This window comes from Kitasatospora sp. NPDC004240 (genome assembly GCF_053603215.1).
In genome coordinates this window covers 45,543-60,976 of the sequence record NZ_JBSGFD010000001.1, presented here as the reverse complement: position 1 = coordinate 60,976, position 15,434 = coordinate 45,543, and the positions used below count along the sequence as shown (strand labels likewise).

General features: G+C 66.0%; 10 protein-coding genes. All 10 read right to left on the bottom strand.

Annotated features, from left to right (window positions below):
• Position 1: 1 nt before the first annotated feature.
• A complete protein-coding gene (locus ACWEQL_RS00275; RefSeq protein ID WP_452147851.1) occupies positions 2-2,305 on the bottom strand; it encodes an ATP-binding protein in 2,304 nt (767 codons plus the stop codon).
• A 17-nt stretch (positions 2,306-2,322) separates the two neighbouring features.
• Entirely contained in the window at positions 2,323-3,009 is a 687-nt protein-coding gene (locus ACWEQL_RS00270; protein WP_452147850.1) for a hypothetical protein, read from the bottom strand.
• On the bottom strand, positions 3,009-4,136 hold the full coding sequence (locus tag ACWEQL_RS00265) for a TRAFAC clade GTPase domain-containing protein (RefSeq protein ID WP_452147849.1): 1,128 nt from the start codon (positions 4,134-4,136) through the stop codon (positions 3,009-3,011). The genes ACWEQL_RS00270 and ACWEQL_RS00265 overlap by 1 nt, the downstream gene beginning before the upstream one ends.
• A gap of 98 nt (positions 4,137-4,234) precedes the next feature.
• Positions 4,235-5,503, bottom strand: a complete 1,269-nt coding sequence (locus tag ACWEQL_RS00260) for a hypothetical protein (RefSeq protein WP_452147848.1) — start codon at positions 5,501-5,503, stop codon at positions 4,235-4,237.
• A 2-nt stretch (positions 5,504-5,505) separates the two neighbouring features.
• Positions 5,506-6,645: a hypothetical protein gene (locus tag ACWEQL_RS00255; protein WP_452147847.1), complete on the bottom strand. Its 1,140-nt coding sequence runs from the start codon at positions 6,643-6,645 to the stop codon at positions 5,506-5,508.
• Positions 6,645-8,852: a hypothetical protein gene (locus ACWEQL_RS00250; RefSeq protein WP_452147846.1), complete on the bottom strand. Its 2,208-nt coding sequence runs from the start codon at positions 8,850-8,852 to the stop codon at positions 6,645-6,647. The genes ACWEQL_RS00255 and ACWEQL_RS00250 overlap by 1 nt, the downstream gene beginning before the upstream one ends.
• 398 nt (positions 8,853-9,250) lie before the next feature.
• Positions 9,251-9,667, bottom strand: coding sequence for a hypothetical protein (locus tag ACWEQL_RS00245; RefSeq protein ID WP_452147845.1), 417 nt, complete (start codon positions 9,665-9,667; stop codon positions 9,251-9,253).
• Entirely contained in the window at positions 9,667-11,979 is a 2,313-nt protein-coding gene (locus ACWEQL_RS00240) for a hypothetical protein (protein ID WP_452147844.1), read from the bottom strand. Before ACWEQL_RS00240 ends, ACWEQL_RS00245 begins: the two co-directional genes overlap by 1 nt.
• Positions 11,976-13,844: a hypothetical protein gene (locus tag ACWEQL_RS00235; RefSeq protein WP_452147843.1), complete on the bottom strand. Its 1,869-nt coding sequence runs from the start codon at positions 13,842-13,844 to the stop codon at positions 11,976-11,978. The genes ACWEQL_RS00240 and ACWEQL_RS00235 overlap by 4 nt, the downstream gene beginning before the upstream one ends.
• 68 nt (positions 13,845-13,912) lie before the next feature.
• Entirely contained in the window at positions 13,913-15,367 is a 1,455-nt protein-coding gene (locus ACWEQL_RS00230; protein ID WP_452147842.1) for a site-specific integrase, read from the bottom strand.
• Between the last annotated feature and the right edge of the window lie 67 nt (positions 15,368-15,434).

Here is a 15,434-nt window from a genome sequence, read left to right as displayed (position 1 = left end):
GTCAACCTCCGTTCACGTCGAAATACGGCGAACTCATGTGAATCGCGTGGCTGCCGTCGGCGAGATACGCCAGGGCCTCGGGGCGAACCAGGTTGGACATACTCTGTGCCTCGGCTGGAGACAGGTCGAGTGCCTCGGCGAGCACCGCCTTGTCTCGCCCGTAGGAGACCCGGTGGATGATCTTCGTGGCCGTGTTGACGAGCACGCTGGGGTGGATCGCGCTGGCGCTTTGCTCGCCCAGGACCAGGCCCTGGCCGAGGCTGCGGCACTCGGCGATCATGTGTCCGAACAACTGGGCCACCTCCTCGCGGGACGACAGGAGCTCGCTGCTGCCCCCCTTGGCCTGTGCGGGGACGAGACGGTGTGCCTCGTCGATGACGGCCAGGTGGCGCAGGCCTGGACTTCGAAGTCCGGTTCGATGATCGCTCTGGCGCCGCTCGTACAGCATCGCGAACACCAGAGCAAAGGCTGCGTTGGTCTCGTCTTCGTCGTACCAGTCGCCGAACTGGAGCAAACAGATGTCGTCGAAGACGGGATCGAGTCCGACGACGTCGTGCGCCGGCGTGAGCATCACGCGCAGCCTGCTCTGCTTCAATGCGTCCACACGGCGGGCGAAGTGCTCCACTGCCTCGGCGGCGAAGCGTGACCCGTCCTGGCTGTGCAAATGGCTCTCGAGAATCGGTTGCCAGTGCGCGAGAAAGTCGTCGAAGGTGGGGCACATCCACGGGTGCTGACGCAGAGTAACGCCGAAGACGTTCTGGAAGTCGGCCACCTCCTCCAGAGTCGGCTCACGGATCTCGCCCTGTAGCTTGAACCAGTACAACCGCCGGATGATCGACAACAGCAGGTCATAGGCAACCGCGTTGGCGGGCGACAGCATCGCCAGGCTGCGAGCCAGCACCACCGCGTGGTCATATATCCGAACATGGTCAGCCGGCAGGAACGGGTTGAACCTCAGACTCTGGCGACGGAAGTCAATCACGGAACGGGAGTCGGCCAGCCCCTCACGGGCCAGCTTATCCATGAGCGGCTCGAAGTCCCGCTTCGCCGGGTCGATGATCAGCATCGGCAGGTCCGGACGCTCGTGTCGCAGCCGATAAGCAAGGCCAGCCATGGTCGATGTCTTTCCAGACCCAGGAGATCCCGTAACGAAGACGTGTCGACACAAATCGTCGTAGGCGATGTGGATGGTCCTCGAACCGATGCAGCCGATGTCGACTCCTGGAACCGGTTTGGACGGTGATCGCTCTGGCCGCGCGAATGGGTGCGGGTGTACATGGGATACGCCGGCGAGCGAGTGGTCCACCGAGAACGGAGGACACAGCAACTCCACAGCCTCAGCCACGGTGAAGTAGCGACAGATACGGCGGACCACCTCAACGGCCTGGTCGGCTTCTTCGCGGCCTCGCCTGTCACGCATCTCGACGATCATGTCGATGAGTGCATCCTCGAGCGAACTGGTGAGAACAGGCTCGAAGCCTTGTGTTGACACGTCGCGCAGAAACGCATCGTGGAGGGCCACTGGATCGGGGCCGCTGATGCGGACCTCCCCGAGCACGACACGCTCCGCGGAGTAGAGGGCCCGAAGTACGGAGCTCTGCTCATGGGCTTCGCGTGCTGATTGCTGGTTCGCCGTGGCCATGAAGTACTGCCAGCAAAGGCCCGCATAGTCGATGTCATCGCTCGTCAACTCGTGGCGCTTCAATTCGATCGTCACGCAGCCGCCGCACACCGCCAGGGCCTGGGCCAGATCACGCCAACCGGTCGCGAAGGTGCGGAACTCGCCACGCACAGGCAGTGGGACCCGATGCACCTGCTTGGGGAGCAGGTTGGCCATCTCCGCGCGGATGATCTCGAGTACGGGAGTGAGGAGGGCATCCACCATCCGATACGGCGTGCCGGCCGTCTCCGAGAACGTGATGTGCCGTGGGTCGCCGGGTCGCAGCAGGGGGACCGAGCGCAGCGGCCGCTCCGCGATGCGGCCCACCGGTACCAGCGCCACCGTTCGCACCAGGGTTATGGTGTCCTCGTCGGAGAGTGGGCACGGCTCGATGCCGCTGGTGATACGCCAGGGCAGGTAGTGCTGGGCGGCCTCGGCGTTCGCGAGGACGCTCTCAGCGGCTCCCGTCACCTCGTACTGGAAGGTGACCCTGCCGTCGCCTTCATGCGTATGCACATGCAACTGCGTCGTCGTGCTCTTTTCCAGGAGCACCCGCAGTAGGCTGCGGAACTCCGCGTGCATCTCGTCGCGAATCTTCTCCCGCCAGTAAATGTCCTTGGTTAGCAGCCGTGGCACCGCGCCCACTCGCAGAGTCCACCCTGTCATGAGGCCCTCCAGCCGGGAAGATTGCGGTGGATCCACTGGACGATCCTCGCCGGCTGTCCAGAGGGCTGATCAGTGTTCTCAGCCGTTGTGGCGAGCCGCCATACGCGACGAGACGGCCAGTCGGCGGGCGGTGCGGCCGCCATTGCGGCGACGAGCACCCCGTCGCCAGGAGGCGGACCCGCCATCAGATCACGGGCAATCGCCTTGAGTTCCAGATCGCCGTAGGCCATCGCGGCAGCGGGGACAGGAACCGCGGATCGGTCAGCGACCGGTGCGAGCCGAGTCATTCGACCAGCCCAGTCGCTGAGCCGCCCGCACTCGAATCCGGTGCCCCGGTGGAACGACACGGCGCGATGCATCTTGTCCCGGCCTCGGTCGAACTCGGTGAGCAGCCCCGCTGTGACCGCGAGCACCTGATCGGCCCTGCCGCACATGAGAACGGTGTCCCGAATCCGTGTGTTGACGAAGTCGCGCCTCTTGTCGACCGTGCTCACACCGGAAACGCACAGCGCCACGTCAAGCCCCTGGCGACCGAGAAGAACGAAGGGGTCGATGTCGAGGCTGAGGAACCGTGCCACTCTCAGAGTGCCGAACGCGCGAGGGGGCTGGATCTCGCCCCGGGGCGACCGCCACGCGTAGTCATGTCCCTGGTCGCGCCCACGGCTGAGCACGGCGATCTCCATCAGCGCTCCGACGGCATCTTCAGAAGATGGCGACCGTTCGTCACGGCATATCCGTGGTGCTGCTGCACGCGCGAACTGAGGTCTGTCATCAGCGATTCCAACGCCGCGTCGTTGCTGATCCGCCGAACCAGCCACGAGAGTCGCATTCGGGCCAGCAGCACGGGTGCGTTACTTCGCTGCCGGATCTGCTGGTACCGAACCAGCAGGAAGCGCAGAGCGTACAGCAGCGGCTGCTCGACGTCGACCGGGTGCCGCGTGGCGTCCTTGGTCGTCTTGCGGAACTTCGGCAGGTAGTCGTTTCCGAGGCGCCAGCGCTGGCCGGCGTAGTGGACGGTGCCGAGCGTCTGCGCCGGTCCGATGACCACGCACACGTTCTCCCGAGAACCGGGCTGATCCGGGCCGAAGAAACGCGGGTAGCCACGCTGCACGGCCGACACGAGGTCGACGTCGTTACTGCCGACGTACTTCTCGCAGCGCAGCGGAACGAAGATGACCATCGCCTCGGAGAAGCGGCCGACGTCGACCAGGCCCTGGCTGACGGCGGATGTGACGCTGTCGGGCTGGTTGTACTGGCAGTGCCAGCAGCCCTTGCGGATGCGGTCGTCGCTCGAGACCCCGTGGTCGCAGTCCTGACGCGCCTCGACCAAGGCAGGAGTGTCCACGGGCGCGATGATGATGTCACTGCCCCGCAGGATCGCCAGCATGGTCGCCCGCTTGGGACTCTTCGAGGAAAGCCACCCGCCGGGCCAGTCGGTGACGGTCAACTGAACACCTTCACTGTTCCCTTCGCGAGCGATACGGAAGTGGTAGTCCGACTCGACCTCGTCTCCCGGCAGCGCCCCGGTGATCTCAAGGGTGGTCGGGTCATCGAAGAGCGACTCCAGCGCGTTGTGCTTGTTCTTCAAGCGACGCATCGTGTCGTCATCGGCGTAGAGCTGCAGGCTCGAGACGGAACCAACGATGTCACGAAGGACATAGAACATGGACGCCATCAACGAGGTCTTGCCGATCCGGCTTGGCCCGACCATGGCGATCCGAATCGCCGCACCACCCTTGACGTCCCGCATCAGGTCATTGCCAAGTGCCTTGGCCTGGTCCCACCACTGCATCACATTGGAGCTTGTCACGATCTCCCGATCTGGCCAGGAAGCGAGTCCGCCATCGTTGCGAGCGTGCGCCCTTGTCTTCTCGCCGACGGCCCTCTTGGTCTTGTGCAGTCCGTAGGTCAGCCGCCGAAGAGTCGCAGCCCACGACCTCCGAGAGCCCGAGCCCAGTCCAGGAGATTCTTATCTCCCCCTGCGACATGGCGGCCAGGTGTCCTCTCCCACCATGCAAGGAACACTGGCACCTCGAGGGAGACAGCTGTCCCATCGGCCTCGGCATTGATCGTCAGCCAATCCGTATTCCCGGTATCGTAGGTTTCCCGGGATCGCATGCGCATTGGAGGCGAATCGTGTTCAACACGAATCGTAATCTCGGCCACGCCGCCGTCGAGCGATCTGACCTCGACAGCGCCGCCGCCCGCAACTGCCAGTTTCAGGCAGCCGCGACCGGCGCTGAGGGGAACAAGCTCAACGACTTCCTGCCTGCCGCTTGAGCGAATCGTCATTCTGCCGCGCGAACGCGATGCCAGCTGCCTCCCTCCGGGCCCTGCCGGGCTAAGGTCCGGCTCGCGGTCATCTCCCGCGGCGAACACTCCATGTGCTGAGCGGTGGTCGTCGTCGCGAATTTTTTTTTGAGGTTTGTGTTGGAACTTGATGCTGCCCTCGTATGCGAATGCTTCGGCGTCCTCCGGGGCTAGGATCATTGCAGTCGGGTAGTGTTCAGCAAGGACTTTCAGTGCCGAAGTGGCAGCGGCTCGGTCGCCGATGCCCTGCCAGCCTAGAACTGCCGTACCCGGCCGCCCGTTGGTGAGTTCACTCACGAATCGCACAAAAGAGGATCGTGACGCTTCGTCGGCCACGTGCCCGACGGCGCATCCGGGCTTCATGCGCGCCTCATGAATATCGACGACATCAGGGAGTGCCTGAATTGCGGCAGCAATGTTGTTGTACGCTTCTCGGCCTGCGGCGTCGGCCGAATCAGATGGCACGCCGCCCGTTACCTTGCTCCACTGGCGCAGTCTTGTGACCGTATTTTCGTCGAACTTGGACATCAACTGCCGGGAGACCTCGGAATCGGCTATTCCGTCGCCCACTTCACGCAGCCAGTGGGCCAGAAGCCGGAGCAAATGCGTGCGATCCGCCTGCTCGCTACTTCTTCCGGTGAATGCCAGCATGAACTGGGTGCGCCGGCCAGCTCCGTCGTCGTGAGCCTGGATGTCGAACAATGCAGCTTTCCATTCGCTGCCGTCCGATTCCACTACGAAGCACGGCTGCTCCCATGCCAGGTACGGCTCGGCGGGGTGCTGGCTCCACCACTGGACGACCGGCTCTCCGATGAACCTGTAGTCACTGCCGGTGCTGCCCCATCCCCGGAGCTGGATCTGGATCACGGCTACGCCTTTCCCTTCCAGGCACTGTACCGGCTGTCCAACGCATAGTTCCGCAGGAACTCGAGCGTTTCGCGGAGCTTGCCCAGTCGGTCGCGTGCCGCAGTCATTTCCCGCCTTCGCTCCTCCGCTTGGGTTCGGAGCGCGTCCGTGGTCCCCATGAAATCGCGGAACAGCTGGCGTAGGATGAAGTAGCGGCGATTGGCCTCGTCGTCCTTTACACGATATAGCTCCGTAGCTTCCGTAACATCAATGACGGCCGACGCTTCGATATCCTCCATGAGGAGTCTCGCTACCAGGACCAGCAGGCTTCTGACTGCTTTTGGCGCCAGCTTGTACGGTGCACGAGCTTGGAATGTCGGACGACAGTCCAGCATGCCGGTATCGGGATTGCTCTCCCATCGAGTCTCCTCGATCTCGACGCAACCCAGGGTATCGATCGGCAGGTATCCGACCGTCACATTTGGAGCGATTTCGCGGACAAGAGAAAAGATGGACCCATAGGCATTGAAAACTCTTGCGCGAAGCTCGTCCGACGAATCCTTGCGGCCGTAGTTGTCAGAAAAATACGATTCACAGCGCATCGGGCAGAACACAACGGCACCCGGCTCGGAGTCGGCTGCAACCATGCGGTATTTCGCCCAGACCTCGATCAGGTCTCGGATTTCCTCGAGTGCCAGCACGGTCGCCAGAGAAGCCTTCTCCTGTGACGAGACCGCCGACATGACTGCAGGGGCGTTGATAGGCACCAGCAGCAGAGTGCTCGCCGCGATGTGCTCATTGACGCGTTGCCAGCCCGCCTGGTCGTAGGTATCACCCGTGAGAAGCCCTCCCGGGTAGTCCATGATGTCCAGCACCACGGCGGGTCCACCCGCGCCGGCCGTCAGACGCAACTCGTAGGTCTTGATGCCGATGCTGGCCGGCGTCGCCTGAAGGCGAAGCTCTCCCTGCTGGATCGACCCTTCGATCTGGTTGACCAACGCGGACAAGCCAGTGCTCTGCCTCTGGTCCAGGCTTCTGAGCGAAGCAAAGGCGGCCTCGGGGGTGTTCAACATCTCGCGGGCGTCGCGCATGAGCGACGCGATAAGTGTGGTCTTTCCCACTTGGCTCGGCGCCACAAGGCCGATCTTGTGTCGTACGTCCATCAGTCGCCCCCCAGCTTGCGAGCTTCCCTCTGCATATGGCGAGTGAGACTTCGAAGTTGCGCCAGCTGGAACGAGACCTGCTGCTCTACCGGGCCGCCACCATCCCGGTATGAGCGAACTACGTTGCGGAACTCCTGCGCCGCACTGCCCGAGCGGACGATCTCGTCTTCAAACTGTTCGGCGACCGCGTAAATGATCAGATTGGGGCGCGTATCGGCCTTCAGCAACTCGTTCCTGGTGTCCTGCGCACCGCTCCTGGACCTGCTCATGATCTGGGACCGGAGTGACGCGGCTGCCGAGGGGCCCGACACATGCCTGATCTGGACCTCGGACTCCCCGGTGTCCGGGGACACGGCGCTGAGTGCGATCCTCCGCAACTCACTCCGGACGATGGGGTAGAGCTGCGTATTGAAGTCGATGCGTGTCCGTGCCAGGGCACGAACAGCTCCGGCGAGGTCGGGGCACGGGTACTCGGCGTCTTCGAGCAGTTCAGCGAACCGGGTCAGTTCAACTCTCGGGTCGTCGCCCGGTGGCAGGAGGGCGGGAAAGCGAGCCCTGAGGATTCCGATCACTTGGCTCTGGAACTCGGCCACGCGGTCGGCGAAATGGCCGTCGACCGCGGAGAATCGCCGACTGATCTCCACCCGGGTACGGTTCAGCTCGTCGCTGGCGAAGTTCAGACCGTGCCCATCGCGAGCGATGGCTGCCTCGGCCAGCATCAGCCAGGTTCCCTCCTGCATGCCGAGACCTTCGTTGATCCAGGCTCGGATAGTCTCATGGGTGGAGATGACGGCCATCTCATAGTCCTTGTCGACGCTCCCCGAGCGAGCCTCGGCCGTCAGTGACCGCAGCAGCGTCTGAAGGTCCTGCGCGACGAGCGCCCGCAGCTGGTCGGCTTCGGCGCTGAGCAGGTCGTCCTGGTGCTGGCCCGCCGTCGAGCGGCCGACTATCTGCCAGATTCGGTCCATCGCGGCCGAGACCGACGCCGCACAGGACCCGACAGCCGTCTCCAGGCCCGCCAGAACTGCCCGGTCATTCGTGGCGAGTCGCGTGGTGATGAAGTCCAGGACATAGGGGATGAGCTCTCGGTTGACTGCGGTCATGTCCTTGGCATCCGCCTCGAAGACATCCACCGCAGAACCGTCCTGGAGCCGCAGGTTCTCCGCCATGTGCTGCCTGAGCACCGGGATTCGTCCGAGGTCGTCGGGGTGCCGGTTGATGAGGACGAAGGCGAAGTCGCCAACCTTCGCCACGTCCCCCTTGGCTAGGTCGAGCGTCGCGAGCGCGTTGGCGTCACGATCCCCCCAGAACGAGACCGTGGGGGCTGCCCGCTTGACCATGATGACGACGTCCACGTCGCGTTCCAGCGCGGCCGCGTGCTTCTCGGCGGTGACCCGGGGAGACAACTCGCCCAGGCCGGGCAGGTCCACCAGAGTCAGCTGCCTGGCGTCAGCGTTCGGAAAGTTCGCCATAACGCTGACGTGTTCGACTGCCATGTAACGCTGCGCACGCTCGACCCCCGCGGCACGGTCCTCAGCAGGCTGGTAGGCCACGTAGCTCGCCAGCTCGCTGATCGGCACTTCCCGGGTGCCTCCCACGAGCAGCTCGCGGAAGCTTGGGAAGGCGCGCTGCATCTCCACGAGCTCGTTGAGCAGCGAGCTCCGGGTGGTCGAGGCCTTCTCCTCGCCCACGTTGTCCGGAGGAGCCTCCGGATACCGAATCGCCGAGAACTCCGACGCCGTCCGCGGCGCTGGCCCCAGCCCGATGCGATCGTGGTAGGGCGCCAGAACGTCACGTCGGAATCCCTCGTAGGTGCGCAGGTGCAGGGTTGCCCGCGGCTCCCCTGTGGTCGACGTGATCCGACTGCGCACTGCGGTCACCGGGAGGTCCCGACCGGTGGGAATCTGTGCGTCGCTGAGACCTGACGCGGACTGGAGAAGCGTGCTCTTTCCGGTACGCGCGTCACCGGCGACTCCGACGTTGACCGTAGAACGAGCGAAGCGCCGTTCCATCTGCTGGAGCCTGCTCAACGCGTCGGCGACCACCTGACCCATCAGCTGGACGTCGGCGTCCACGGCCGGAAGCAGGGAGTCGCCTTGCAGAGTGGCATCAGGGGGGAGGTCGGACACGACGCCTTCGAGCTCTCGCAGTCGGTCCTGGAAGGCGAGCCATGCGGAGATCTGATTCCGAATCGCGGGCAGGTTCATCGCCCGAAGTTGCAGGATTCGCGCGATCTGCTCGGCAACCTCAGAGCCATCCGAAACCGTCAACAAAACCCCCGCTAAGAGAGGATGGAGAGAAGTCTCTACCGGATACTCGCGAACCGCGCTCCGCGCCCCCGCTGGTCCCAGGCAGAGGCTATAGCCTGCGGGTGCCGCTGCACAGGGGTTGAGTGCAGGGGACGCTCTCTGTATCGACATCGGGTGCCGGATCTGCTGACGGCGAGTCAGTACCTGTCAATTCCCAGGCGATAACAGGCTACTTGGGTGCGAACATGGCCCGGTCGAGGACGCTCCCAGCCCCTCGGCTCCGGGTTCAGCCGTCTCGAAGTGATGGCGAACCCCCGTCCTGCAGCCTTGCCACCCCCTGTGCTTGAGGTCGGCGTTCACTCCCGCCACGACCCGCTCGCCGGCAAGGCGGCGATGCGGCTCTGCCCGTGCTTGGACAGTTTCCCCTTGAGCTCGCGGTTCTCGTGGTACAGATTCGCCGTGACGGTGGCGAGCGCGTCGAGCTTGCCCTGGAGCTGTGTGGCTCGCTCGGTGGCTTCGCGGAGGCGCTTGCGCAGTTCGGAGATCGTCTTGTCGCGCTGGACCTCGCCTGGGGTTCGCAGCACCGGCCGGGCGACCTGCGCGTCCCAGTCGGCGAGGACGGCCTCGGCGCGGTGGACGGTGGCGTGGCTGACCCCGGCTTCGCGGGCCAGGTTCTCCTTGGTCAGCGCACCGTCGGTGTGCTGGGGCTGGCCGGCCAGCAGCCGGGCCATGGCCTCGCGCAGCTTCATCTCGGTGGCGGCGGACACCGGCATCAGACGGACTCCCTCAGCTTCTCGAACTGGATGTTGGCGGCCCGGACTTCGGCGAGCCGGGTCTCGGCCTGCTCGCGCAACGGCTTGGACAGGCGCTTGGCCAGAAGGGTGAGCAGGTCGGCTTCCTCCAGACGCCAGATGCGCTCGTGGGCAAGGGTCAGGACGGAGTTGCGGCAGCGCGACGGCTGGCATGCCCCGAGGAGTGGGGCCTGGCCGCGCTGTTCGGCGGGGAGCTGGTTCTGGCATTCGGCGGTGGGCGCGTTCCACAGGCAGTGGTTGACGGTGCCGAGGTGCAGGTTCGCGAACTCGTCCCGCAGCAGGGTGATCTCCAACCGTTCGTCGGCGAGTTGAGCCCGCAGGACGGGGCTCTGGTCGATGACGGCGTTGACCTTGTCGAGTCCGGCGTGGAAGCGTGCGGCCCCCGGGCCGACCGCGATCGTCTCGCCGACGCGGCGGGCCTTGAGGAGGGAGACGAGCTTGCGGGCGGCGGCGCTCTGCAGCTGGTTGTCGAACTCCTTGGCCCACCTCGCGTCGGGTTTCCCGTAGGCGAGGGTGGTGCGGTTGGCTAGGGCTCGGCGGGCGGCGTGCTTGAGCTGGATCCCCAGGGCGATCTCTCCGTCCGGCTCCTGGGCTGCGATCACGGCCATCGTCTTGCGGAACATGTGGGGCCGTACGAGCCCTGCGGGGATCTCGTCCAGGCCGGTGAGGTGTCGGTTCGCGTTGACGAGGGTGATGAAGTCCTCGATGTCCCGGATCGGCCTGAAGCCGTCGCCCAAAGCGGGGTTGATCGCGCCGAAGACCCTGGTGTCGTGGCGGGACAGCGCCTCGGCGACAGCGATCGCCTGGGCGACGGCGTCGATGATCCACCAGTGGGACCGCGGGCGGGAGTCGTCGTGCTTGACTTGCCGGGAGGCGACGGCGGTGGCGCCGTAGTACTGGGTGACGGCTCCGCGGGTGATTTCGAAGATCTCGCTATCGCGCATCGCGGTCAACCCGGCTACCCAGATGTAGCAGGCCGCTCTGACCATTCTCGGGGTCTGGCTGGTGTCCACCGGGCGGGTCCGCTCGGGAGTTGAGGCCACCATCTGGCGTACCCAGGCGCGTCGTGCGGCGGCCCGGTGGTGGCTGCCGCCGAGGCTCAAGGCGTCGGAATACTCAGCCTCGTACACCAGCCTGGCCACCTCGTTCCAGTCCGGCTCTGCGGGCTCGCCGGTCTGCGTGTCGGGGGATCGGAGCGGGATGAGGCTGGCGGGGTCGTCCAGCCAGCGACGCAGGATCTCGTCCAGCTCCGCCGGCGAGAGGCGCTGCGGGGGACGCACTTCAACGACGTGGTCCTTGCGCTGCCGCGGGCTCTGGGAGACGGTCCGGCCGGTCTGCTGGATCCAGAGCTCGACCCGCTGGCGGCGCGCTCGCCCGGCAGCACTCCTTGGGACGAAGAGGCTCGGGTTGCGGCTCTTCGACACCTCGCGGCTCAGCGTCGCCCACAGAGGGCGGCCTTCGTCGGGGGTTCCTGCCAGGTGCGCGTTGATCGGGACGCGGGAACCGGGGTCGGCGAGCCATTCCTCCAGCAGAGCATCGAGTCGCCGGGGTCGCATCCGACGTTCTCGCTTCGGCTCTGTCGCGTGGGCGTGGCGGGCGAGGATCTCGGGAGCGAAGCGTTCGATGTAGGCCCAGGCGGCTCGGAGTAGAGGCCACCACACCTCGGGCGCGATCGTCGGAGTGGACAGTTCGTCCGTCCACGGGCACTGGGCGACGGCGGAGTCCGACTTGCCCGGCCAGGGGTCCTCCAAAGTGGGCACCCCGGTCAGGACGGGCGAGAAGAGGACCAGGTGGCGGACCGCGGCGACCGTGCGGCGGACTGTCCCTGGGGCGGTGATCTCCGCTCTGGCCGCGATGAACCCTTGCCAGTCCTCGACCTGCCACAGGCCGAAGTCGGCCGGCATGTGCTGCTCGTCGGCCCACTCGCGCAGCGTGTTGAGGGCGGAGCCAAAGGCCCTCGTGGTGCTCAGCCCCCAGGTGCCCGGAGGAAGGAAGATGCCGGCGGCCTGCAGGGCGGGGTGCTGGGGGTTCAGCATGGCGAAGGAGATCTCGCGGGCCAGCAGGTTCCATCGCGGGTCCGAAGGAAAGGAGCAGCACCACGCCCCGGGCACCCTGTTCGCCGGCCGACGGATGCAGTCGCCGGGCCACATGTCGGCGCGGCCGAAGACCGGCATCTCCTTGTGTGCGAGGCGGCCGGGCAGATTGGCGTACACCGGCTCGTCCTCGGCGAAGATCGCTGACCGGAGCACCCGGGTGGGAGCGGGCAGGGTCATCGGTGGTACTCCGTTCGCATGCCCAGCGGCAGATTCAAGGTCACCGCGCGCTCCGCGATGAGTCGCCGAGCGGCAGGAAGATGGTCAGCACACTCCTCGAACACGTCGGCGAGAGCACGGGACTGGCGGCCCCAGACGGCCTCCCAGGTCGGCGGCGTCAGGACCTGGCGCATGTGCTCGATGTGATCGTGCAGTAAGAGCTGCTGTGGCAGCTGGGAGACGAAGACCACCGCGTTGCCGCAGGCCATGCACATGGCCGGAGCGACGTGGCAGAGCTTGCCCGGCACGCTGTGCGGTGAGTTGTGCGGGTCCTTGCAGCTGCTGACCCCCATGTCGAGCTCGCCGTCGCGCAGTTCGACACCTTGCTCAGCGGTGATGCCGAGGGCCGCGGCGACCGCTGGCTCGCCGAGCTGTGACTGTGCGTCGGGCAGGACGAGTGTCGGCTGCTGGGTGACCTTGGCGAAGACCCTGTTCTGAGCGCGGTTCATCGCTCTGCCGGCCAGGACGTGCGCGGTGGTGCCGTGCGCGTAGTGGTCGCGGAAGACGCGGATGCTGTGGTCGTCGCCGGCCAGGTCGGACAGCGTGCCTCCCAGCGCCACCACCCGGGAAGTCTTGGCGGTCTTGCGCAGCCGCCGCGCATCGTGCGGAAGAGAGATGCCGTCCGGGAACGCCGCCCCGGGGCCGGTGTGCGCGGCGATCCAGTCGGTGAAGCGGCGCCCCGGGTCGCGCAACGGACTATGACGGGGCTCCATGCCCTGGCTCTGCCGGTACTCCACCGCCGTGAACAGCCACGGCGCGAACCCGAAGGTCTCCCGCGTCAGCGCGTTGACCTGGATCAAGCGCCGCAGCAGGCCGGGGACGTCCCATCGGCCCCGGCCCGCGAAGACCATGTCCTCACCGGCCGCAGAGGCGACTGATCGGTCGGTGAGGTGGAAGTCCGCGCGGATCCGCTCGGCGCGGTGCTTCGCCTGGACGACCCTGGCCCCCTCCGCGCTGAACTCCACATCGGGCACCTGGAGCGCATGCAGTTCCTCCGGCGTGCAGTCGGTCATCACGAGCAACAGCAACACCCGAAAGGGGAGCAGATCGATCTCCTGGGGGAATAGCATCCGGTGCAGCGCCCGGACCAGGCCCGAGAAACCGCGGTCACCCGGTATCTCAGCGAGGAAGTCCCTCAGCGGCTTGGGCCAGTTCTCCGTGTGGGCAGGCAGGTGCTGCCGCAGAACGTCGATCCTGGCCAGGCCGTGCTGGGCGGCCCACACGAGGTTCGGCAGCTCCCGCCAGCCGGCCTGGTTCGGGTCGAGCCCGGCAGCGAGAAGCTCCCGGCCGCGGTCCAGCCGGCCCTCCAGCTCACGGACATCGCTCTGCGCGGCCCTCTGCAGTGCGGCGCGTTCCGCGTTGCTGAACTCGTCCAACACCTGGTAGGTCGCTTTGTGCACGCCCGGAGGCGCCTCGACGCGCCGGCGTAGCCGCTCGGGGACCCGAGGCGCCCGCGCCGCCCAGTGGCTGAGGAGCGAGAGCAGAGCGCGGGACTGGGCCCAGGGCTCCCCGGACTGCTCGGGGTAGCGGCCGAGCTGGTCCTGTTCCCAGGCGTAGATCAGCGCGGGCACATCGAACCGCTCGTCGTCCAGCCGGATCTCGGTGGGGTCCAGCCCGAGCGTCGGCAGGTGGGTGGAGACGAAGGCCGCGAAGGACTTGACGGCCTTCGGGTAGGGCCCTTGCGTCTTCAAGGCGTTCTTGTGGTGGTAGTCGATCCATACGTCCGCGAGTTCGGCTGCCAACGCCCGGCAGGCGAAGGCGGACGGATCGACTCGCCGCCTGGTGGGCAGGCCGCGATGGACGAAGGTGATCTCGCGAATGCCCACGCGCGCCACAGGGGCAGGCACAGGCGCCTTGGTGCCGGAGTGGGGACGTCGGTCGCCTCGGCGGGGCATCAGCTCCACCGTCCCGCGTGGTGGCCGGCCAACTGCGCGTAGGTGGAGTCCTGTTCACTCCACTGGTTGATAGCCTGTGTGACCAGCAAGTTCGTCGAGCGCTTGTAGGTCAGGTACCTCATCGTCGACCCTGGACTTCGGTGACCGAGCAGCCGCATGACCGTCAGGAACGGGTTGCGCGCGATGTGGTCGGCCGCGTACGGCGCGACCCGCCCGCTGCGGGCGTACTCCTCGGCGTCCTTCGCCCGCTGCAGTTCGGTCAGCAGCTCCAGCATGTAGACGGCGAAGGTGTGCCGGGTGTCGTGGATTCTGACCCTGCGCGGCATCTCCAGCGGCAGGTCGTACTCGGCGATGGTCCGCAAGGCGCGCGCGTGGGCATCGTTGAAAATCTGCTCCCAACGCTGGGCACTGATCATCAGGCCGTTCCGGCCCACGAACAGTGCCATCGGCTCCAGGCCGTGGTCGCCTTCGGTCACGGCGACCCGCCGCACTTCCGTCGGCATGGCCTTGATCGTCCAGGTCTTACGCCGGCCGAATTGCCGACCGCGGACCTTCATCACCCGCAGGTCGATGTCGTCGACGACGTACAGCTCGTCTCGGCGGCGAGCCAGGTTCTTCGCCGCCTTCCGTACCGTGGCGGCTCGCTCGCTCCTGCGATACCAGTCGAGTTCGCGCAGCGTCCGGTCCTGGATCTCCACGGTCCGGGGCAGGCCGAACTTGGCTATCGCCTGGAGCTCGACCTCTCCCGCGGCCCCGTCGCGCCGCGGTGCCCCGACCTCGATGTCGAGCAGGGCCCGGAACTCGCGCAGCCGCAGCCCGGTGGTGATGGCCAGGTTGCCGCCCCCGCTGTTCCGTAGCGGATGGGCGTTGCGAAAGGACCGGTCCACCGTCCCGTCCGGCAGCAGACCACGCAGCCCGACTCTGTCCAGAAACGACCACTGTTCGAAGGTCAGGTGACGGATATCCAGCTCGGACGTCGACCCCCAGCTCAGGACGTCGCGACCGTTGGCCTTGCGAAAGTAGGGCCGCTGGTCCAGCAGCTTCGCGTCCACGGCCCAGTCGTAGAAGTTGTTGATCGTCGCCCGGTGGCGCTTCCAGGTGGCCGGCGCCATCGTTTCGTCCCGATGCTCCGTGCAGTACCTGCGGTAGGCGAGCAGGTCGTCCTCAGTGGCCGCCAGGACATCGCTCGGCGGGTCCAGGCTGGTTAGGAAGTCGTCGAGGGCAAGGAAGTCGTACGCGTAGTCCTGCAGCGATGACGCCTTGAGAGTCTTGGCCATCTCGTGGAAGAAGGAGGAGTGCGGCTCCAGCGGCCGCATGTCCGGGCCGAGGAAGAACGGTGTCCCGTCCGCCAGGGCCCGGGGGCCGGTGACGTACAGAACTGCGTCGAGATCGACGCCTGCGATCGGCTCGAAGCTGCGTCGGACTCGGTCCCGCGATGTGAAGAAGTAGTCCACTGCTCTCCTTGAGACAACAGGTGATCAGTGAACCTAACCAAGATCGTGGATCTACAACATCCCTTCT